Annotated in this window: 20 protein-coding genes; 10 read left to right on the forward strand and 10 right to left on the reverse strand. The window is 62.8% G+C overall.

The annotated features are described in order from the left end of the window. The first annotated feature begins 86 nt into the window (after window positions 1–86). The 3 genes from CH273_RS18025 (at window position 87) to CH273_RS18035 (ending at window position 3,354) form a co-directional block, all read left to right on the forward strand. On the forward strand, window positions 87–1,436 hold the full coding sequence (locus CH273_RS18025; protein ID WP_032398174.1) for an MFS transporter: 1,350 nt from the start codon (window positions 87–89) through the stop codon (window positions 1,434–1,436). Beyond that, window positions 1,433–2,737, forward strand: coding sequence for a benzoate/H(+) symporter BenE family transporter (locus CH273_RS18030; protein ID WP_082322669.1), 1,305 nt, complete (start codon window positions 1,433–1,435; stop codon window positions 2,735–2,737). Before CH273_RS18025 ends, CH273_RS18030 begins: the two co-directional genes overlap by 4 nt. Window positions 2,738–2,931: 194 nt before the next feature. Then, a complete protein-coding gene (locus tag CH273_RS18035) occupies window positions 2,932–3,354 on the forward strand; it encodes a hypothetical protein (protein ID WP_032398173.1) in 423 nt (140 codons plus the stop codon). A 50-nt stretch (window positions 3,355–3,404) separates the two neighbouring features. On the opposite strand, the gene hydA is transcribed toward CH273_RS18035, so the two are convergent. Genes hydA through CH273_RS18055 form a run of 4 tightly spaced genes read right to left on the reverse strand, consistent with a single transcriptional unit; the run spans window position 3,405 to window position 7,290 of the window. Next, window positions 3,405–4,793 (reverse strand): dihydropyrimidinase, encoded by a 1,389-nt coding sequence (hydA, locus tag CH273_RS18040; RefSeq protein WP_032398505.1) that lies wholly within the window; start codon window positions 4,791–4,793, stop codon window positions 3,405–3,407. Further along, entirely contained in the window at window positions 4,790–5,176 is a 387-nt protein-coding gene (locus CH273_RS18045) for an allophanate hydrolase-related protein (RefSeq protein WP_032398172.1), read from the reverse strand. The genes hydA and CH273_RS18045 overlap by 4 nt, the downstream gene beginning before the upstream one ends. 13 nt (window positions 5,177–5,189) lie before the next feature. Then, entirely contained in the window at window positions 5,190–6,338 is a 1,149-nt protein-coding gene (locus CH273_RS18050; protein ID WP_032398171.1) for an NAD(P)/FAD-dependent oxidoreductase, read from the reverse strand. Further along, a complete protein-coding gene (locus CH273_RS18055; RefSeq protein WP_032398170.1) occupies window positions 6,328–7,290 on the reverse strand; it encodes a dihydrodipicolinate synthase family protein in 963 nt (320 codons plus the stop codon). Before CH273_RS18055 ends, CH273_RS18050 begins: the two co-directional genes overlap by 11 nt. Window positions 7,291–7,462: 172 nt before the next feature. Here CH273_RS18055 and CH273_RS18060 point away from each other — a divergent pair, with 172 nt between their 5' ends. The 5 genes from CH273_RS18060 to CH273_RS18080 all read left to right on the forward strand — a co-directional run bounded on the left by CH273_RS18060 (window position 7,463) and on the right by CH273_RS18080 (window position 13,213). Continuing rightward, window positions 7,463–8,467, forward strand: coding sequence for a LacI family DNA-binding transcriptional regulator (locus tag CH273_RS18060; protein ID WP_032398504.1), 1,005 nt, complete (start codon window positions 7,463–7,465; stop codon window positions 8,465–8,467). Window positions 8,468–8,672: 205 nt separating this feature from the next. Continuing rightward, the gene (locus CH273_RS18065; RefSeq protein ID WP_032398169.1) at window positions 8,673–9,533 is read left to right on the forward strand and encodes an ABC transporter substrate-binding protein; all 861 of its coding nucleotides are present in this window, start codon (window positions 8,673–8,675) and stop codon (window positions 9,531–9,533) included. A 30-nt stretch (window positions 9,534–9,563) separates the two neighbouring features. After that, complete coding sequence (locus CH273_RS18070) at window positions 9,564–10,304, forward strand: amino acid ABC transporter permease (protein ID WP_032398168.1); 741 nt, start codon at window positions 9,564–9,566, stop codon at window positions 10,302–10,304. 35 nt (window positions 10,305–10,339) lie between these two features. Then, window positions 10,340–11,089, forward strand: coding sequence for an amino acid ABC transporter ATP-binding protein (locus CH273_RS18075; protein ID WP_032398167.1), 750 nt, complete (start codon window positions 10,340–10,342; stop codon window positions 11,087–11,089). Window positions 11,090–11,221: 132 nt separating this feature from the next. Next, complete coding sequence (locus tag CH273_RS18080; protein WP_032398166.1) at window positions 11,222–13,213, forward strand: TerD family protein; 1,992 nt, start codon at window positions 11,222–11,224, stop codon at window positions 13,211–13,213. A 55-nt stretch (window positions 13,214–13,268) separates the two neighbouring features. On the opposite strand, the gene CH273_RS18085 is transcribed toward CH273_RS18080, so the two are convergent. Next, window positions 13,269–13,679 carry a RidA family protein gene (locus tag CH273_RS18085; protein ID WP_032398503.1) on the reverse strand — a complete coding sequence of 137 codons (411 nt, stop codon included), beginning with the start codon at window positions 13,677–13,679 and terminating at the stop codon, window positions 13,269–13,271. A 79-nt stretch (window positions 13,680–13,758) separates the two neighbouring features. Between CH273_RS18085 and CH273_RS18090 the strand changes: the two genes are divergently transcribed. Then, window positions 13,759–14,127, forward strand: coding sequence for a winged helix-turn-helix transcriptional regulator (locus CH273_RS18090; protein WP_032398165.1), 369 nt, complete (start codon window positions 13,759–13,761; stop codon window positions 14,125–14,127). A gap of 92 nt (window positions 14,128–14,219) precedes the next feature. Continuing rightward, window positions 14,220–14,684, forward strand: coding sequence for an SRPBCC family protein (locus CH273_RS18095; RefSeq protein ID WP_032398164.1), 465 nt, complete (start codon window positions 14,220–14,222; stop codon window positions 14,682–14,684). A 21-nt stretch (window positions 14,685–14,705) separates the two neighbouring features. On the opposite strand, the gene CH273_RS18100 is transcribed toward CH273_RS18095, so the two are convergent. The 5 genes from CH273_RS18100 to CH273_RS18120 all read right to left on the reverse strand — a co-directional run bounded on the left by CH273_RS18100 (window position 14,706) and on the right by CH273_RS18120 (window position 21,363). Beyond that, entirely contained in the window at window positions 14,706–15,278 is a 573-nt protein-coding gene (locus tag CH273_RS18100; RefSeq protein WP_143546253.1) for a hypothetical protein, read from the reverse strand. Continuing rightward, window positions 15,278–17,125 (reverse strand): DEAD/DEAH box helicase, encoded by a 1,848-nt coding sequence (locus tag CH273_RS18105; protein WP_230597025.1) that lies wholly within the window; start codon window positions 17,123–17,125, stop codon window positions 15,278–15,280. The genes CH273_RS18100 and CH273_RS18105 overlap by 1 nt, the downstream gene beginning before the upstream one ends. 154 nt (window positions 17,126–17,279) lie before the next feature. After that, entirely contained in the window at window positions 17,280–18,098 is an 819-nt protein-coding gene (locus CH273_RS18110; RefSeq protein ID WP_032398162.1) for an Fpg/Nei family DNA glycosylase, read from the reverse strand. Between the two features lie 43 nt (window positions 18,099–18,141). Then, on the reverse strand, window positions 18,142–18,591 hold the full coding sequence (locus CH273_RS18115; protein WP_082322667.1) for a carboxymuconolactone decarboxylase family protein: 450 nt from the start codon (window positions 18,589–18,591) through the stop codon (window positions 18,142–18,144). A 708-nt stretch (window positions 18,592–19,299) separates the two neighbouring features. Further along, the gene (locus CH273_RS18120) at window positions 19,300–21,363 is read right to left on the reverse strand and encodes an AMP-binding protein (RefSeq protein WP_032398500.1); all 2,064 of its coding nucleotides are present in this window, start codon (window positions 21,361–21,363) and stop codon (window positions 19,300–19,302) included. Between the last annotated feature and the right edge of the window lie 17 nt (window positions 21,364–21,380).

The following is a 21,380-nucleotide window of genomic DNA, read 5'->3' on the forward strand; positions in this document are numbered from 1 at the left end:
ACAGTCTGGAACAGTGAAATCACCCGCTCGGCCGTCAGCGCCGATGCAGTCTCGACGCGGTACCACCCGACCGAAAAGGATCCCCGATGAATGCCCCGGACACCACCACCGACTCCAGTTGGGCCAGTGACCGACACCGCCGAAGTGTGTTGTGGATCGTTGCTCTGTCCACGGCAGCAATTGTTTTCGACGGCTACGACCTCGTCGTCTACGGTACCGTGCTGCCGACTCTCCTCGCCGATTCCGCTCAGCTGGGCGCGCTCGATCCCGAGACTGCGGGCGCACTCGGTTCCTACGCCCTGATCGGAGTCATGGTCGGTGCGTTGACGGCCGGTGCTTTCGGTGATCGGATCGGTCGTCGCAGAACGATGTTGACATGCATCGTGTGGTTCTCGGTGGGGATGGGGGCGACCGCCCTCGCACAGAACATCACGATGTTCGGCATTCTCCGGTTCCTGACCGGAATCGGAGTGGGTGGCCTCGTCGCCACCGTCGGTGCCATGATCGCCGAATTTGCACCGCCCGGACGACGAAACCTGTTCAATGCCATCGTCTACAGCGGCATTCCCGCAGGCGGTGTGCTGGCATCGCTGGCCGCGATCACTCTGCAGGATTCGATCGGCTGGCGCGGCCTTTTCTGGATCGGTGCGCTCCCTCTGTTCGTGCTGTTGCCGCTGGCGTTGCTTCGTATGCCGGAGTCACCGCGGTGGCTGTTGGCGCACGGGCGCACCGCCGACGCCCAGCAGATCTGCGCTCGAACCGGCATTCCCATGCCCGAGGCCGAGACACCGATCGCCGGGGATCGCGTCGGGTTTGCCGCCCTGGCCCGCAAGCCGCTGCTGCGCCCGACGGCCCTCCTCGGACTGATGAGCTTCTCCGGCTTACTGCTGACCTACGGCCTCAACACCTGGCTTCCACAGATCATGTCCGAGGCGGGATACAACGCGAAGGGCTCGCTGTCATTCCTGCTGGTGCTGAACGGCGGTGCCATCATCGGCGGGCTTATCGCGTCCCGTGTCGCCGACCGCACCGGACCGCAACGCGTCATCGCGGTCACCTTCTGCCTCGCCGCACTGTCGTTGGTTCTGTTGACGTTGAACTTCCCGCTCGGTGTTCTACTCGTCGCCGTTGCCGGTGCCGGCATCGGTGCCATCGGCACCCAGGTCCTGATCTACGGATTCGTCTCGAATTACTATCCCACCACCGCCCGCGCAGCAGGTGTTGCGTGGTGCGCCGGATTCGGCCGGCTCGGTGGCATTCTCGGACCGCTAGTCGGCGGGATCTTGCTCGGAGCCGGTATCGCGTCGTCCACAGCGTTCTACATCTTCGCTGTCGTAGCGCTGCTCGGAGCGTTCGTCACAACCGCTGTCCCCGCGGTTCGGGCACTGCGACAGTCCGATCGAGCATCCCACGAACCGGTGAAAGTGGCCGAATGACAGATATTTTCGACAAGCCTGCCGCCGGCGAGTTGCCGGAGCGTCGCCCGCCGAGTCTGCGTGTCCTTCGCGCCGACTTCGGCGGGCAGTACGTCGGTGCGGGAGCAACCGGTGTGTTGTTCAGCGCGACCGGCCCAGTTGCGGTCATCATGGGTGCCGCAGCTGCAGGCTCGCTCACCGCCGCGCAGACTGCGTCGTGGGTATTCGGAGTGTTCGTGCTCAACGGCTTTCTCACCGTGGCGGCGAGCTGGGTGTACCGAATGCCGCTCAGCTTCTTCTGGACCATTCCGGGAACTGTTCTGGTCGGTCAGTCGTTGGCGTCGTTGACCTGGCCGGAAGTCGTCGGGGCGTACCTCGTCACCGGGATGCTCATCATCGTGCTCGGAGCTACCGGCGTGGTCTCGAAGCTGATGGCCTTCCTGCCGCACAGTGTGGTGATGGCCATGGTTGCCGGTGCGTTTCTGTCGTTCGGAACTGGACTCGTGCAGTCTGTTTCGACCGATGTGCTCGTCGCAGGCAGCATGGTCGTGGCATGGTTGGCGCTGAGTCGCTCCGACACCTGGTCGAAACGGGTGCCTCCGGTCCTCGCAGCACTGGTCGCCGGGCTCGTTGCTCTCGCAGCATCCGGTGGGTACACCGCACCGAGCGGTCCGGCAGCCGAGTTGCCCCTCGTCGGTCTGCCCGAACTCGTTGCACCGTCGTTCAGCGGGGCGGCAATGGCTCAGTTGGTGATACCTCTCGCCATCACCGTGGTCGCGGTGCAGAACGGACAGGGCGCTGCTGTACTGAACTCCGCGGGTCACCGGCCGCCGATGACCGCCGTCACCGTCGCCTGTGGCGTCTGGTCATTTCTGGTCGCGCCGCTGGGGGCGGTGTCGACATGTCTTGCCGGTCCCACCAATGCCTTGCTCGTTGCTGTGGGCGAGCGATCGCGGCAGTACACCGCGGGAATGACCTGCGGCGTGTTGGCTATCGTCGTGGGTCTGCTCGCGCCGCTGTTGGTGCGAGGGCTGGCCGTGGTACCCGCAACATTCATCGCCGCTCTCGCAGGATTGGCCATGCTGGAGGCTCTGCGCGGTGCCTTCACCGCCGCGTTCTCCGACTCGACCGGTCGGCCGACTCTCGCACCCTTGATCACTCTGTTGGTGACCATCTCCGGCACCGATGTCGGAGGACTCGGCGCACCGTTCTGGGGACTGGTCGCAGGTGTTGGGGTGACTTACCTACTGGACCGTCGACGCCAGGCGTCGCCGACGGCTGCGAATTCCGCGCGATCGATCGAAACCGAGCGTCGGCGCTGACTCACATCGGTTCTGGGTCCGCCGGTCGCAGACCGATTCCGTTCAGGGAGTAAGAAGTGTCACGACTGCGCGGCCACTGTCGGTAGGCATCTGGACTGTGCGCTTGCTCAGGTTGAGCCCGAGGTGTACAGGTGCCGACATCCTGCGGTCGGGTGTTGGTCCGAGGGATCACTGATCTAGGGCATCATGGGTCCATGAGCGATCTCGAGTACCTCGCCACTTTGCTTTCCGCGCTCGATGGAGAGATCGCGCGAATCTCTGCCGCCGAATCGGGCTCCGACGAACAGGCATCGGCCATCGACGACGCGGCCGATGCCGTCTTCCGGTTGCGCGAGAAGGTCAAGGCCGGGTACCCCGGCAAGAAGGCCTATTACATCGCGGCGTCGACCGATCCGAATGGGATCAGGGTCGAGGGTATTTCGGCGCTACCCAGCAAACGCGCCCACGAACTGGTTCGAGACGGAGGTTGGATGCACGCGGATTCCAGTACCGTCCTCGAAGCTCTCGATGACGACCGGCTCAGTCGGTACCAAGCCATCGCTGGACGCGGTGTTGCGCAAACATTTCGAGACTCACGCGAATACTTGGCAGCGGCAACGGGACTTGCCGACAAGTAGACCTATCGGATCGTCCGTGGACGAAGAGCGAGATCGCTCGTGTACGAGGATCACATACTGAATGCCCCGCTGAAGTCGAGGGGTGAGGCCTCGAGGTGTCGACCGCGGGGAGTGGCGTCGATGAGTTCGCCGTCGTGGACAACAATTTCGCCGCCCACGATCACGGTGACCGGCTTCCCTCGAAGTCGGTGTCCCTCGTACGGGGTGTAGTCGGTCGCCATGTGGAGTGATTCGGTGGTCACCGTCCATTCCAGTTCGGGGTCCCAGATCGCGATGTCGGCGTCGGACCCCGGCATCAGTGAGCCCTTGCGTGGATAGAGGCCATTGGTGCGCGCTGGATTCGCCGAGGTCAACTCCACGAATCTGCTGGCCGTCAGACCCAATCCGTCCACGTAGTGCGAGTAGATCACCGGGAGACGCGTCTCGACTCCGGGGAGTCCGTTGGGCATATGCCGCACGTCGTGGCTGTGCACCTGCTTCTGTGCGGTGTCGTAGCAGCAATGGTCGGAACCGATGGTGGTGACGTGCCCGGTGAACAGGTGACGCCCGAGTTCCTCGACCACCTCGGCCGAGCGCAGCGGTGGGCAGCAGACAAATCCTTCCGGTTGCTCACCCTCGTAGGCCGAGTCGTCGAGGATCAGATGGTGGGCGACCGATTCGGTGAAGGCAACAAGTCCTCGTTTGCGAGCGTCCGCGACCAGTTCGACGGCAGCCGGAGTGGACTGATGCACGAAGTAGACCGGTGCACTCTGTGATTCGGCGATCGCGAGAATGGCTGCGACCGAGGCGGTCTCGGCGAGCTCCGGCCGCGTTCGCGACATGTGTGCGGCATCGACACCGTCCGATGCCGCCGCGAGGTTCTGCGCATCGGTGACGATCGCGTCGGATTCGCAGTGGATGATGACCATTCCGCCGAGGTCGCGAGTGGTCTGCATCGTGTTGAGGATGGTGTGTTCGTTGGCCATCGTCTCACCGGCATAGGTGGTGAACATCTTGACAGTTCGGATGCCGGCGTCGGCCAGCGTCTTCAGTTGGTCGGCCGTGGTGTCGGTCCACTCGACGACGCAGGCGTGCAGAGCCGAATCGCACAGTCCGCTCGACGCTTTCGCGCGCTGTACCTCGGCGGCGTCCAGCGGCTGTTGGCCTGGACGGGGGATGGCGAAGTCGATGATCGTGGTGGTGCCGCCGAACACGGCCGCCGTCGTGCACTCCAAATACGAATCGAGCGAGGTGAATTCGCCGGAGGTGAACCCGACGTGGCAGTGTGGATCGACTCCACCCGGCATCACCAGTTTCCCGGTTGCATCGATGACCTCTGCTGCCGCGTCGACCTTGCTCCCTGGGGTGAGCACCGCAACGACTCTGCCGTCGTCGATGAGCAGGTCTGCCGGAGCGGCCCAGTGGGATTCGACGACCATCCCACCGCGCACGACCTTCATCGTGTGCTCGCGAGGTAGGCCAGCCATCCGCCGCGGTCACTGATGTCGGTGACACCGGCGGCCGTCAGATGGCTCTCGCGCATTCGCATCGACAGGGAGCCCGAGCCATCCGCCAACTCGATGACCCCGAGTTCGAGTTCCTTCGGTTCCCGGGGAAGGAGCTCGTCGCGCAATACGTCGTACTCGACCTCGTAGAGCTCGCCCGGTACCACGTATCCATCGGTTGTCACCGGGTGCAAACCGGGAAATTCGTTACGCACGGAGAAGAATCGGTATTTCGGTGCGGTATCGATTTTCCCCACGAATCGCGCCTTGTGCAACGCGTCGTTCAGGGTGCCGCCGGACATCGCCTGTCCGTTGACGAACATCGTGACCAGTGCCATTCAAAGCCTTCTTTCAGTGAGCGTGGATTCGGACGAGTCGGTTCGGAGAGAACGCTGTTACGTCGAGCTCTGGTTTCCTACCGTGCACCAGCTCGGTGAGGATGTGTCCCCAGAGCGGTGCGAAGGTGAAGGAGTAGGTGCCGCCTGCCACGAATAGTCCCGGGGCGCCGGCGAGTTCTCCGATGACCGGCATTTCGTCGGGCGTGGTGACCACGGGCCCGGTCCATGTATCGAGGAGCGCATTGTGGCTCAGCGCAGGCAGAAGCCGTCGAACCTGCTCCAGGTTTCCCGTGGTGCTGTCGGATCTGCTCGGGGCCGGCTCGCTGTCGTGGAACGCACCTGCAGGCCAGCCGCCGCCGAGGACGAGGCGTCCCGATCGATTCTGCTTGATCGACATTCCTTCCCCGACGTGCTGTACGAGCACTTCGAGCGTCCGGGGCGCGGCTTTCAGCGCGTGCATTTGCAACGACGTCGGGACGAGTTCGAGCGATATCCCCGCCATCGCGGCGATCGGTGCCATCCACGGACCTGCAACGTCTATCACCACAGGTGCAATCCACGTCCCACCATTGGTGTCGACGGTCCAGACGTCACCGTCGTGGGTCAGTCCGATCACCGGTGTCGACGGGTGTACAGACGCACCCTCGGCCGCGGCCTGTCGCAACAGGGCAGGGCCTGCGAGGTCGGGTTCGGCGAATCCGTCCCACGGGCACCAGGTTGCGGCCTGAATGCTCGGGCCGAGCAGAGGTAGCGCCTGCCGCGCTTCGTCACCGCTCAGTACCTCCGTCGGAATCCCCGCATCGCGTTCCCATCGGTGCTTCGTGATGAGGGCGTGGACCTGCTCTTCGGTCTCGGCCACCATGAAGCCGCCGCACCGGTTCAGCCCGAGACCAGGCACGGTCTCGTCCAGCGTGTTCCACAATGTGCTCGTCGACTTCTGCAACGGAAGTAGCTGTTCGACGTCGACGGCTCGGCTCTGCCCAGGCCTGCGGGTGTGAATCGTCTGGATGTGCAGGTTGCCCGCGGTCGTACCCGAGCCGGCGGTGTTGGGCAGGGTGCGATCGAGTACAGCGACGCGGGATCCCGCGCGGGTGAGGGCGAGAGCCGTTGCTGCGCCGACGATTCCGGCTCCGATGACAACGACGTCGACTTCAGTTCGCATGCACAGCTCCTAAGGTCGCGTAGGCATCGTCGATACCCGATTCGACGATGACCGATTGCAGCGAGGCAAGCGTGTCGGCGTCGGTGACCGGAAGCAGTGGTTCTCGCACAGTGCCTCCTGGTTGACCGAGAAGGTTCATCACGGCCTTCAACTGAGGGATGGGGGAGGCGTAGACGCCGCTGTAGTCCGAGGCGATGAGCCGGCCCGAAAACGCGCGGTAACGATCGACCCACATGCGCGCGGTGTCGGCGTCCCGTGCAGCGACGGCCTCGTAGAACGGCACCGCGAAGGGCGCGCCCACCCCACCTCCGTCGATGTTGCCGTCCCCGCCCAGCTCGAGCAGCGTGGCAAGGCCGCGTCGATGCAGAAAACTCCCGAATACACGGACGCGGTCTGACACGGCCTCGACGGTGTCGAGCATGGCGAGCCAATCACCGGTGCTGTCTTTGATCGCGACGACGTTGTCCAGGTCGGCGAGTCGAGAGAACAAGTCGGGTGAGGTTCCCATGTCGACCGCAACGCCCCGTGGCCAGTTGTAGGCCATGAACGGCAGTGATGTTGCGGTGCTGACGCTTCGGTAGTACTGGAATGTCTCTTCCGCCGAGGTGTGTACGTAGGGCGGAGGCGTCGCCAGTATGCCGTCCGCGCCGACGGAAGCAGCGTGCTTCGCGAGCGCGGAGGACTGCGCTGCTGTGTACGCGCTGACACCGATCACGACAGGGAAGCGGCCTGCGACTGCATCGATCGATGCTTCCGTTACGGTCTTTCGTTCGTGGTCGCTCTGGCTGAACCATTCGCCTGTGCTGCCGTTCACGAGTACACCGTGAACTCCCGTCTGCGCGTAGAGATTCATCAAGTCGAAAATTGCCTCGGTATCGACGGCACCCGACTGCGTGAACGGTGTGGGGGCAGCGGGCCAGTAGCCGGACCACGCGACATCATCGCGATTCATGGGAGTGCCTTTCGGGCTCGGGACGATCGACGACGCGTCGTACCCGCATTTATGGGATCGATTGCATAGACTGCCTTCGAGGTGGTCGAGTCGTCAAGCCGGAAACGTACTTGTAACGCGACCACGGTCGAATATGTCTGTCCTAGGCGTGAAGCAAGAGAACGGAGAACCGATGGCGGTCACCTTGATCGACGTTGCGAGCGCTGCTGGGGTTTCGCGCAGCACGGCATCACGCGCGTTGAGTGGATCGTCGCTGATCTCGGCGGAGACACGGGCAGCGGTGGAGGATGCGGCCCGGGTTCTCGGGTATCGGCCGAACAGGGCCGCGAGCGCGCTGCGCTCCAACCGGTCGCATTTGATCGGTCTGGTCATGAACAACCTGCTCAACGCGACCTTTCACACTGTCGCCGAGGTCGTCCAAAAGAGGGCAGCAGCCAGTGGATTTCAGGTACTGCTCTGCATCACCGATGCCGATCCGGCGCGCGAGGACGACGTACTGGCCATGCTGGGCGAGCACGGCGTCGACGGAACCATCGTGATCGGCAGCGGTCGAAGTGCTGCGGCGTCGAATGCGCTTCTGGAGCAGGGCCGAGCGGTGGTCAACCTGATCCGTTCGGTGAAGGGGAGCTCTGCGTCGACGGTGCTGGCAGATGACGTAACGGGTGCTCGCGACGCGACAGCGCACCTGATCGAGCTCGGGCACAGTCGTATCGGGTATGTCGGTGGAAACGAGGATGCGACCTCCGGACGTGAGCGCTACGAGGGCTATCGACTGGCGCTGGCCGACGCAGGTATTCCGGTCGACGAGACGATCGTCCGGAAAGGCCCGTTCACCACGGAGTTCGGTGCCGAAGCGATCAATTCGTTACTGGATGCACCCCCGGCGATGACTGCTCTCTATGCGGCCAACCACGAGGCTGTCTTCGGCATCCTGCCCACGCTCGTCGGCAGAGGAGTGTCGGTGCCGGACGAGTTGTCGCTGATCTGCCACGAGGACATGCCGTGGCTCGCGATGTGGCAGCCGGCAATCACAGTCGTCGACAACGGTGCCGCTCAGTTGGCGAATGTGGCAATGGACCTGCTGTTCCAGCAGATCAAGGGTTCACTCGAACCCGATGGGCGCACGTATCGAATCGGTGCTCGTCTGGTGGAGCGGTCGTCGTGTGCCGCACTGTGATCGGTGAGCGCGATCACCTGGAACGGTTAACAGTTGATGTACCGCGTGTCGGCAGTGTTAACCGCGTTGACGCCTCCGAATTCGTCTGCGACGCTTGATGCAATCGATCCCAAAGGATCGATTCTTCTCGAACAACTCCCTCGTCGTCGCTGCCGCCCCGTCCTCGAACGTGTAGTGCTGCAGTCGATATGGAAAGGCTCGCTCAATGCGTAAGTTAACAGGAATCGCCGCTATCGCTGTCGTGGTGGCCGGCCTCACTGCCTGTAGTTCCTCGGACGATTCCGTAGCCGCGCCGACGGACTGCACACCCACGCTCGGTGCTTCGGACCTTGCCGAAGAAGGCGTACTGACGATGGCCACCAACGCGACTCTTCCGCCGATGCAGTACGTCGATCCGAACGGGGACGTGATCGGCATGCGTGTCGACCTCGGTAAGGAGATCGCCAAGCGCCTGTGTTTGACGCCGAAGTTCGTCAACATCGAGTTCGAGGCACAGATTCCCGGTGTGCAGGCCGGCCGTTGGGACATGATCGACACCGGAATGTTCTACACGCCTGCACGTGCCGAGACCATCGATCTCGTTCCGTACGAGGTGCAGGCAGTCTCGATCTCGGTGCCGTCGGGCAACCCCGAATCGATCTCCAGCGTGGACGACCTGGCGGGCAAGACCATCGGGGTCGAAGCGCCCGGATACGAATTCGACACGCTGACCGCCATGGCCGAGCAGTTTGCGGCCGAAGGAAAGCCGGCACTGACAGTGCAGACATTCAAAACCAATGCCGATGCCTATCAAGCGCTTTCGGCAGGCCAGCTCGACGGCACGTCCATCGTCGAGTCGGTCACGTCGTTCTACCAGGAAGACGGACGATTCGAGACAGCCGTCGGTGGAATCAACGAGGCACCTCTGGCCATGGGATTCGCCAAGGACAGCAAATCCTCCGCAGAGGTGGCGCGTGTGCTGTCGGAGATGAGGAGCGACGGATATCTGCCCGAACTGTTCGAGCAGTACGACGTCACCGGATACGACGGCGATATTGCCGTGAGCACCGGTCCTCTCGACAGCTGATCCGACCAACGTAAGTCGAAAGGCACCCACATGTGGTCCTGGGACGCATTCTTCTCCATCCTGACGAGCACCCAGCTGCTCGAGGGCGCGTGGGTCACGATCTGGCTCACCGTAGTCAGCATGATCCTCGGACTCGCTCTCGCAGTGGTGGTCGCCTCCGCGCGATCATCCAAGCTCGCACCCCTGCGGATAGTCGCCGGGTTCTACGTGTGGCTGATGCGCGGCACGCCTCTACTGGTGCAGTTGGTGATCATCTATACCGGACTTCCTCAGGTCGGCATCAAATTGGGCGTGATCGAGGCGGCACTCGTGGGCCTGGTTCTCAACGAAGCCGCATACCTGTCGGAAATAGTCCGTTCCGGATTGCTCTCGGTTCCGACCGGACAGACCGAAGCGGCACGAGCCCTCGGCATGTCGCCCACGAAGGTCTTCCGCGTGGTGGTTCTCCCACAGGCGCTACGGGTGATGATTCCTCCACTCGGCAACAGCTTCAACGGGTTGCTCAAGACCACAACTCTGGTGTCGGTCATCTCCGTACAGGAATTGCTGAGACGGACCCAGTTCCTGGTGCAGGTGAATTTCCGAGTGCTGGAAGGGCTCTGCGCCGCAGCGCTGTACTTCCTGGTGCTGACGACTCTGTGGGGGTTGATTCAGAAGATGATCGAAGTACGGGTAGGGCGTGGATACGACCGCAATTACCGTCGTAAGGGCGGTCCGTCGAGTAAGAAGCTCGACGACAGCGCAATGAAAGCCGAGGCCGTGAACCGATGACCAGTGCGACGTCTACTACCAGGAAGGCCACGACGATGGTCGAGGTCAGGAAGATGACCAAGGCCTACAACGATCTCGTCGTCCTCGACGACATCGATTTCACGGTGGACAAAGGGGAAGTGGTCCTGCTGCTCGGGCCGTCGGGAAGTGGAAAGAGCACCTTGCTGCGCACGCTCAACTGCCTCGAAACGATCGAATCCGGGACCGTCCGAGTATGCGGCGAGATGATGGGCTTCTCGGAAGGGGCCAAGCGAACGCCGCTGTCGGAGGCGCAGATCGCCAAGCAGCGGCACCACACAGGAATGGTGTTCCAGAGCTTCAACCTGTTTCCCATGATGACGGCGCTGGACAACGTCGCATCGGGTCCACGTCATGTCCTCGGCACGCAGAAGGACAAGGCGCGCAGGCAAGCTCAGGAACTGCTCGACCTCGTCGGCCTTGCGGACAAGGGGGAGAACTACCCGTCGCAACTGTCCGGTGGACAGCAGCAACGCGTGGCGATCGCCCGAGCGTTGGCGATGAAGCCTGAAGTGATGCTGTTCGACGAGCCCACGTCTGCCCTCGATCCCGAGATGGTCAACGAAGTGCTCGACGTCATGCTTCGATTACGCGACGAGGGTATGACGATGGTGGTGGTCAGCCACGAAATGGGCTTCGCGAAAGCGGCCGCAGACAGGGTCGTCTTCATGAGCGACGGGAAGATCGTGGAAGAGGCACCTCCGCGCGAGTTCTTCGACAATCCAAAAAACGCTCGTACACAACAGTTCTTGAGTCGTATCCTCTGACCGGCCTAAGCGGGGCCAACCATGCGTGCCGTAGGCCGAATGAATGAATGTCGGGCGTCTTCGACTCACACCGTCACGCTGTGAATAGGGTGAGCAGTCGGAGTCCGATTTGTCCGACAGGAGCGTGTCAGCGTGAGTTCACCCATTCTCGTCAAGGGTCAGAACATTTCTCTGCCGGACGACGTGACCGAACTGGATGTCATCGTGTCCTGGGTAGACCCGGAGCGAGATCTCGATGCGTCTGCATTGCTGGTGAATTCGAGCGGGCACGTTCGGTCCGATGCAGACTTCGTCTTCTACAACCAGCCGGAGTCCGCGGACGCGACCGTACGCTACCGCGGGAGCAGTAGCACCGACGAAGGCAAACAGGAACGAGTGTCGATCCATCTCGATTCTCTCGCAGCCGAAGTCGAGAAGGTGGTCATCGCGGGTAGCTCCGACGATGTTCCGTTGGGTGACTTCGGAAAACTGTCGATGCAGGTGCGGGATCAAGCAGGTTCGGTGCTCGGGGAGTTCCTCACTGCCGATGCGTCGTCGGAACGAGCATTGGTGTTCGGGGAGGTGTACCGACGGAACGGCGTGTGGAAACTACGCGCGGTCGGTCAGGGCTGGGAATCCGGATTGGGTGGTTTGGCCCAGGACTTCGGCGTCGACGTCGACGACGGCGAGCCCGAAGCTTCGGCGAATGAAGTTGTCGTGGTCGAGGTCGCCGACTCGCACGTGCTGGCCGTCGATACGACCGGTGAGATCGTCGACGTCTCGGTTGTCGATGTCGAACCGCCGAAACGCGGCGTTCGCACCAAGAAGCCCGTTGCCAAGAAGGTCGCGCCGCCTCAGTTCACCCTGGCCGGGGGAGAGGGGTGGCAGACGGCTCGCCTGTTCTCCGTGTCCGGTGTCGGATCCGGTGAGGAGCAGGAGAAGAGGGCCACCTCGGCGCTGATCGCGACGATGCAGGCGGTTCGTCCGTTCGCTCGCGCAATCTGCGCACATGCCGGAGCGCCGTCCGGTCCCTTCGAGGGTTACCTCGAAGTGCAGTTCGTCAAGGGCGAGGGCAAGGTCATCCCCGACGGTGTGTTTCGAGTATCGCGCGCGGGCCAAGTGTGGACAGCGTTGCTGGAAGTGAAAACCGGCACCGGCAAGCTACAGAAAGAGCAGCTCGAGAATTACCTCGATGTCGCAAAACGACATAAATACGAGACCGTTCTGAGTTTGTCCAACGACATTCCGGCCTCCGCCGGTGAGCTCCCGGTCCAGGTGAACAAGACCAAGCTGAACAAGGTCTCCCTGCGGCATATCTCCTGGTCCGAGGTCATTCACGAGGCTCGGATGTTGTTGTCGCACGGCGACCTTGCGGATCCACTGCAAGTATGGATTCTGAGCGAATTCGTCCGGTATCTGACGCACCCGAAGTCAGGCGCGACGGAGTTCGTCGACATGGGTCGCCACTGGGTTGCAGTTCGCGACTCGGTCACCGCAGGAACGCTTCGCTCCGGCGATGTGAAGGCCTTGTCGGTGGCGAATACATGGGCGTCGCTGTCCAGGCACCTGGCCTTGCGGATGACTGCCGATCTCGGCGTTCCGGTGAAGCATCACCTTCCGAGGAAGTTCAGCGGAGATCCCCAGGCGCGCAACGAGTACATCGTCGAGCAACTCGTTGCCTCCGGGTGTCTCTCGGCCACATTGCGCATTCCTGATGCCGCCGGAGATGTCACTGTCGAAGCGGACCTGCGTACCAACAAGATTCAGTGCAGCACCGCAATCGACGCGCCGACCGACGGGACCGCGCTCCGACGAGCATCATGGCTGCTCAAGCAATTGAAGAACGCTCCTGCCGACATCCTGGTCGAAGCCGTGTTCGCAGACCCAGGCGAAATATCCTGCGAGAACTTGGCGACAGTGCGCTCGGACACCAAATCGTTGACCGCGGGCCGGATCAGCGAACTGCAGTACTTCACGCTGACGTCACCGACCAAGATGGGTAGCAAGCGCTCGGGCTCTGCGGCCAGCTTCATCGGAAGTGTGACCGACGGCCTCGATTCCTTCTACCGCGACGTCGTGCAACCGCTGAAGCCATGGGTCCCGTCGGCCCCGGAATCGTCGTCCACCGACACTGCGGTCGACTGACTGCGCGACTGTACGAGTTGCCGACGTCGTCACGGATCCGGGCCCGCAGTGAAGTTCAGTCGACTATCGCAGTCGCCTCGACCTCCACGAGTACGTCCGGTTCGAAGAGGTAGTCGACTCCGATGAGCGAGGCGGGCGGCATGGGAGTCGGAAGTCCTATGTCGACTGCGACCTGTTCGACACCTGTCATGAACTCGCCGATCTTCTCCGGTGCCCAATGGGTGACATAGAAGGTCAATCGCACCACGTCGCTGAATGTCGCACCCGCACCTGCCAATCCGATGGCAGTATTTCGCAGCGCGTGTGCAACCTGACCCGCAAGGTCGCCAGGGGCCACCGGGGCACCGTCGACGCGGCGTGCGATCTGGCCACTGACGTGTACGTGGCGCGTTCCGGTACCTACGGCTACATGGTGGTAGGGCACGTGCTGAGTCATGCCTTCCGGGCTGGAATAGATGACGGACATCGGCTTCTCCTCGATGGTTGCGGTCAGGTATAGCATTGATACCTGGTGCACGAAAGTTACTTCAAGGAGACTTGGTTTCATGACCGATACCCCGGCCGTGCAGGACGAACTCACCATCAGCGCGCCCCATCGCGAGTTGCTCGATCAGGTACTCGACAAATGGTCGCTGGCGGTGCTCGACGTACTCTGCGAACAACCCTCCCGCTTCAACGAACTGCGTCGCGCCATCCCGAACGTGACACAGAAATCGCTCACCGCGACATTGCGCAAACTCGAACGAAACGGTGTCGTCGAAAGGGTCCTGCTCAGTTCGCGTCCCGTCGCCGTCGAGTACCGAATCACGCGACTGGGGAAGACCCTTCGGATGCCGATCGACGCCATCTTGCAATGGGCTACCGACCACATGCCGGAGATCGAACGAGCTCGCGCGGACTTCGACCTCCTGTGACGACGGTCCGAGTCGGCAACTCGAGATGCAGTGTCACTCGAACTCGAGATGGCCGAAGATTGAAGGTGGCGAATTCTGGGCAAGCGGTAGTCATGACAGAGAATTCCAAGGTCACAGTCGAACGCACCATCGAAGCACCCGTCGACGCGGTATTCGATGTGCTGTCCAATCCCGAGCGGCATCAAGCTCTCGATGGATCCGGGTTCGTCCGGAGCGTGGACCACGCCGATCGCATTCAGAAGGTCGGCGAGAAATTCACGATGAACATGCAGGGCGATCACATGGGCGGCGAGTACCAGACCGACAATGTGGTGAGCGGCTACATCAAAGACAAGCTGCTCGCATGGAAGACGGCGCCCGCCGGCAACGAGCCTCCCGGCTGGGAATGGCTGTGGGAGCTCGAATCTCAGGGCCCCAACGAGACGCTGGTCCGCCACACCTACGACTGGTCCAAGGTCACGGACAAGAAGTTGCTCCAGCAGATCAAGTTTCCGCTGGTGACCGAAGATCAGTTGAACGACACACTTGCTCGACTGGCAGTCGAAGCGACGTCCTGATCTCGAGCCGCAGGTCTGAGGTCAGCCGAAGAACGTTGTGCTGTCGATATTTTCGATCGGCATCCAACGTCGTGGAACGTCCTTCGCCGTAGTCGCTGCCGAAAGATCGACTCCACGGACGGCCAATGCGGACGTCGGCATCTGATCGACGATCAGACTGATGGCGTACGTAGCGGCCGTTACGTGGAGGCAAGGGTCGATTCTTCCGGAGCAGGTACAGGACGTTCCGGTGGCGTCGGGAACCGGCGACAATCTTCCCGCTATAAGTTCGGCGTGAACCTCGTCGGGGAGGTCACCGCTGCTCGCACCTCCGCGCGTGTGGCGGGCGAGAATGCGCATCACCGACTTTCGTTCCGTCGCCGTGTATCGGGGCAGTGAGAGCACAGCCGTCTCACTCTTCGTGCCCGCGGACACGACGCAGCGAAACTCACCGATCTGGTTGCGGTTCACGACAACCGAATCGGTGCGCACAAGACTGCGCGCCCGCGGGAGCATCGGGTTCGGCCGAGTGACAGCGATGGGCTCGACGCGCCGGATCCACTCTTTCCCCCACGGAGTCGACCCGAATACCGCGGCCCGAGGTGTGGTGGCCATCAGCGCGACACCGTCCTCAGTGACAGCGTCTCGCGCAAAGTCGAATCATCGAGTGCCGCCAGGGCCAACTCGTTGTTGCTCTCGGTCAAACCGGCTATCGCCTTCTTCCGGGTATGAAGTGATGCGATGTGCTCCTCCAGAGTTCCCTCCGTCGTCAGTGCCATGACCGTCACCGGCGACTTCTGTCCGATTCGGTGCACTCGGTCGGTGGCTTGCGCTTCGACCGCGGGGTTCCACCATCGGTCGTAGTGAATCACCGTGTCGGCGCGGGTGAGGTTGAGCCCGTACCCCGCCGCGCGCAGACTGAGAACCATGACGGGGGATCGGTTGCCGTTCTGAAACTGCTCGACCATCTCGTCGCGCTTGTCCACGTCGAGTCCGCCGTGGAAGAACGGAATCGGAGCTCCGGTGAGGTTCTCGAGGTGCTCGGCCAGTATTTCCCCGGTTCGGCGGTACTGCGTGAACACGAGCGCAGCTCGCGAGGACTCGGTGAGCTCCTCGACGATGTCGGTGAGCCTGTCGAGTTTGCCGGAGCGATCGGCCAGGCGACTCACATCGCCCTTGACGAGCCCAGGATGGTTGCAGATCAGTTTGAGTTGGGTGAGCAGCGCCAGTACTGCCGTTCCCCGTCCACGGTCGGTGCCGAAACCGGTGTCGAATGCTTCCTCGACGGCCGAGTTGTACAGCTGCGCCTGCTCATTCGAGATCGGACACAGAACGTCGATGTGGTGCTTCGGCGGCAGATCCGTTGCAACCTCGGCCTTGGTCCGGCGGATGACGACCGGCGCGATCGCGCTCGACAGTTGTGCGAGTGCGGTCGCCGAACCTCCTTGCTCGATGGGTGCCGAGAATCGTCGGGTGAACCGAGCCCGGGTTCCGAGCAGTCCAGGATTGGTGAGATCGATCAGTGCCCAGAGTTCGTCCATTCGGTTTTCGACGGGAGTGCCGGTCAGGGCTATCCGCGTGGTGGACTTCAGCCGACGTGCCGCGCGAGCAATCTTGGTTCGCGAGTTCTTCATCACGTGCGCCTCATCGAAGAACACAGTGCTCCAGGATATTTCGCTCAATCGATCTGTGTCGGTGCGCAGGGTGGGGTACCCGGTGACGGTCACCGAGCCTGGTTCGGCGCAGTGCTCGAGGGTGCGGGACGGTCCGCGGTACACGTTGACGACCAATTCGCCGTCGGAGAAGTTCTCGATCTCACGGCGCCAGTTGCTGATCAGCGACGTCGGGCAGACGACCAGGTAGCTGCCCTCGCCTCGCCGCGCTCCGACGATCATGTGTGAAATGGCCTGGAGCGTCTTGCCCAGCCCCATCTCGTCGGCGAGAATTCCGCCGCCGCCGATCTCCTGAACCGTCGGCACCCAAGACGCACCGTGCAGTTGATAGGGCCTCGGAGTGAAGGTCGACGCACTCTCGGTCAGATCGTCTTGCATGCGCAGGCTGGCGCGGAGCGCGTCAGCGGCACCATGTGCAGTCAGCACGCTGGAGCCGCCGGCATTGGGAACAGCGTGCGCCGCAGGCGGGAGTGCATCGACGAGCTCTCGTGGAACCCCGCTCGCGTCGGGATTGTGCTCGACGTGGTTCAGGATCGCCAACCATCCGCGTGCCGACATGCCTTCCGCAGAGCCGGCTGCGGTTCGGAGCTCGCCACCGTTCGCCGCCACGAGTTGCGCGTCCACAGTGCGCACGGCAACGGTGCCGTCCGCGCCGGGAACCGCGAGCTCGACGGGAGTGGACTCATCTCCAGGCGTCGCCCCCGGTGTGCTGCGCCAGACGGCGAAACAATGACGCTGCGGCAGATAGGTGACGTGCGGAGCGGGGTCCATGTCGGCGGTCGAAAGCATGCACCCTCCGGCGAAGTTCACTGCCTCGGCTGGGTCCGAAGCTGCCAACACCGTACGCCGTCCGGTGACATTGTGCCGCATCCGGAAATGGCTTGACTTTTCCCAAAATTACTGTCCTACAGTGCCATCGGATAAGACCCCGCGATGGATCGGATCAGGATTGCTCGCCAGAACACCACCACGTCGTGCGGCCGCCCACCGTTCCGCGGGCCATCGGCGCACCACATCGAGGGCACGTCGCATCCGTTTTTCGGAACGGAATGATCTCCCCGGTGTGTACGCCACCCTTCTTTATCGCTGATCTGATCGCGCGGCGCAGAACAACGCGGAGCTCGTCGAGTTCCTCCGTCGTGAGTGTCTTGGCGCGCCTGGACGGGGATTGCTCGCTCTGCCACAGCACCTCGTCGGCCAGTAGATTGCCGACGCCTGCAATGGCGGACTGATCGAGTAGTCGGGCTTTGAGAGGTGCACCACTGGAACCGATTCGGTGACGGAAGTCGTCGCGGGTGATCTCCGCGGCATCCGGGCCGAGAGCGTCGATATCGGGTTCGAGTCGAACCCGGCCGAGGCGGCGTTTGTCGAAGAGTCGGAGCTGTCCACCGTCGTCGAACGTCATGGAGAAGCGCGTCCACTCGGGCTTGTCGGTCGGGCGCTCACCGACATGAGGGTCGCCACCCCCGTACTGCGACGTGCGTTCACCGTCGGGAGCGGTGACGATGACGCGTCCACCCATCCCCAGGTGGATGCCTAGGGTCGGACCGCCCGAGCCGTCGGCCGTGACGGTTTCGCACCACATGGCCTTGCCTCGTCGACGCGCCTCGGTGAGTTTCCCGCCCTTCAGTGCCCGGGCGATATCGCCTGGCATGTGCGGTCGGCACTCGAACGTGTCGGTGTCGTCGATGTCGACGATGACGCGATCGAGGGCTTTTTCGACGACCTGTCGGGCGTTTTCCACTTCGGGTAGTTCCGGCATGGATCCGGTGTACCCAATTCGCGGGCGCTATGCGCGGGTGCCGTCATCGGTCTTTCGACTCGTTCGTGTCCCCTTCGGGCACCAGCGGTCCCAGTTCGGCGTCGAGGACCTTCTGCACGACGCGCATCGCCGCCAACGCAGCGGGCGCACCGCAGTACCCAGCCGTGTGGACGACGGTTTCGGTGATCTCGGTTCGGGTGAGGCCGTTGCGCAGAGCTCCGCGCACGTGGCCCGCGAGTTCCTCGTGGGCACGCAGCGCGATGAGGATTCCGAGGTTGAGCAGGCTTCGGCTGCGGTGATCGAGGCCGGGCCGCGTCCACACCCCGCCCCACACGGTGTCGGTGACGAAGTCTTGCAGTGCAGCGGAGTCGGTGTTCGCGGCATGGGCAAACGCCTTCACGACGTACTCGTCTCCCATTACATTTCGGCGGACCTCGAGTCCGTCCTCGAATCGCGAGCCCATGCTCCGATTCGTGGCTTCGTCGTCGATCATCGTGTTTCCTCTCCCTCGTGCGCGGTGTCGACAGATCATGGCAGGGGGCCGTAGGGGAATTGCCGGCGGAGGCGAACTCGGCCACGGTCTGTCAGCGCAGAGAGGCCGGCCCACCGCTACGGTCGTCGCGCGAAGGCTGTGTGTCGTCGGAGACATGCTCTGCGCGAGTCGCTTCGAGAAACAGCTCGAGAAACGAAGAATGCGCGCCACGTTCCTGCGCCGTACTTCCCTCTCGGGGGTCTTTCGATGCCTTCGACATAGCGATTCGCGTTCCTCCCGTGTCAGCGAACAACAATCTCAGATTCTGAATAGTCAAGCAACTGAGACAGTGAGTACATTGCGCGGCACGAAGTGAACGATCGAGGAAAAAGCTGCGATCGAGCAACTCATAACGGTATGGATCAGTGGCGAGGATGCCCGGAAGCTGCACCGCATCGGCAGAGGGGCTGTTCGGTTCGGCGTGACAGGCACCCGGGGTCTGGCCGTCGGTAATCCGAAACCGTCGGTTTCCGCCTCGTCAGCGTGCTGGCGATCGACTGTCTGCCGGTAGGCGCGACGAGAACCTTGTTGTCGACACGCGTCGCCGACACAGCCCGAATTTCGGCCACGGCGTCGGTTGTGACGCAGGTCCGTTCGCGATCCAGCTCGCGGCTGTCGGCATCGAGAGCGACCGAGCGTGCATCGCCGGCCGTGCCCGCGAACGGAACGTCACATCCCAGCGGCGGTGGGCGGCTCGATCAGCATTCTCTTGATCACCTTGCCGGTCGCGGTTCGGGGCAGTTCGTCGAGGAAGGTGATGTCGCGGGGAACGCAGAAGCGGCTCAAACGATTTCGAATGTAGGCGCGCACCATGTCCGCATCGAGGCCGGCCGACCCACGGCCGACGACGAATGCGGCCAAACGCTGTCCGTATTCGGGGTCGGGCACACCGACGACCGCGACCTCGCCGACCTGCGGCAGATTGGCGATGGCATCCTCGACGGGGCCCGGAAAGACGTTCTCGCCTCCGGAGATGATCATCTCGTCGTCCCTGCCGCAGACGAACAACCGTCCGTTGCAGTCGATGTACCCGAGATCGCCGGTATCCATCAGGGCAGCTCCGCGGGCGGACGCCGTCGACGGCGGCGCGGCGTTGGTGTACCCGTCGAACAGCATGTCGTTGCCGACGAATATTCGGCCGAGGGTCCCCATTGGAACAGCAGTACCGTCCGCGTCGAGCACCGCCACAGTCGTACCGAGGGGAGGCCGTCCGGCGGTCGCCGGCGCAGCGCGGAGGTCTTCGGGAGTCGCGATCGTGGCCCACGAGACCTCGGTGGACCCGTAGAAGTTGTAGAGGACGTCACCGAAGACGTCCATGAAGCGGCTGACGGTCGATCCTGTCAATGCCGATCCACTGCACGCGACGACCCGGAGGCTCGAGGTGTCGTAACGTGAGCGCACCTCGTCGGGCAGGTCGAGTATCCGTTGCAGCATGATCGGAACCGCGATCAACGAAGTACATCTGTGCGCCTCGATCGCCCGCAGGCAGTCCTCTGGATCGAATCGGTCCAGGAGGACCACAGTGGCACGCAGGGGAGTACTGATCTGCAATGCCGCCAGCCCCCAGCTGTGGAACATCGGTGCCGCGATCAACATCCTCTCGTTCATCCGAAGGGGCATGCGAGACAGCATGGCTGCCACGGTTCCGAAGCCCTTCGGCGTGGGACGAACCGCCCCTTTCGGTGAGCCGCTGGTACCGGAGGTCAACACGACAACCGACCCGGGGCGGTCCGGCCTGGTGAACGTGGCGGACGGGGCTGCGACGAAATGCTCGAGGGTGCGGCGACGCGGAACGGCGGTATGGGAAGACAGACTCACCCGAGTCACGTGGTCGGGCAGATAGCGCACCATCGAATCGAACTCGTCGTCGACGAACAGCATTCGGAGCTGGTGGCGGGCGGCGATCGTCTCGATCTGTCGGGCAGCGAGACCGGTGTTGAGAAGCACCACCTCGACTCCGAGCATGCCGCACGCGACGGTGCACTCGATCATCGCCGAGTGGTTTCGAGCCAGAATCCCGACGGTGCTTCCGGGACTGATTCCGGACGCGTCGAGACCCGCTGCGATGCGGTGCGATCGGTGGTGGATCTCCGCGAAAGTACGGGTTCCTCGGTCGTCTATCAAGGCGATCTCGTTCGGCGACTTCGCTGCAGCGGCCGCGAAACCACCGCCAAGGGTGAAACCCCATTTGGCCAGCGAGTTCAGCTGTCGGTACGCGCGGTCGGGACGTGCAGCACGAATGACACCGGTTCCCACCATCGTCTTCATGATCGCCAGCGGTAGCGACCGCGAATCGCCGGTGTTGGTCACGATCGACGTCGAAGTGCCGGAGAGAGAGTTCTCGAGACGGCGAAGACCACCCATCACCCAATCGACCACTGCGCGGTTGTTCTCGGGCTGGGGTGAGTAGGACCCGCCGAGCCCCGCCCTGAAGACGGTGACATCGATCTTGGTCTCACCGGCCGCGCGCGCAGTCAGGGTGAATCTGACGAATCCGCCGGACTCGACATGCTCGATGGTGATGATCGGCCGGTTGCGTCTGTCCACCACCAGGTCGAGGGCGTGCTCGACACCATTGACTCCGCACAGGTAGCCGGCCGTGGACTCACGGAGTGTGCAGTGGTCGAGCCCTGGGAAGTAGCGTGGAAACAACTCGACCGCGCTCAGGACACCGCATACCTGCTCGATGTCGTGCTCGAAGACCATGTTGCAGTCGATGACGTCCGAGACCATGTTCCACCCCCGTGCCT

This window comes from Rhodococcus sp. 05-339-2 (genome assembly GCF_002258965.1).
GTDB lineage: Bacteria > Actinomycetota > Actinomycetes > Mycobacteriales > Mycobacteriaceae > Rhodococcoides.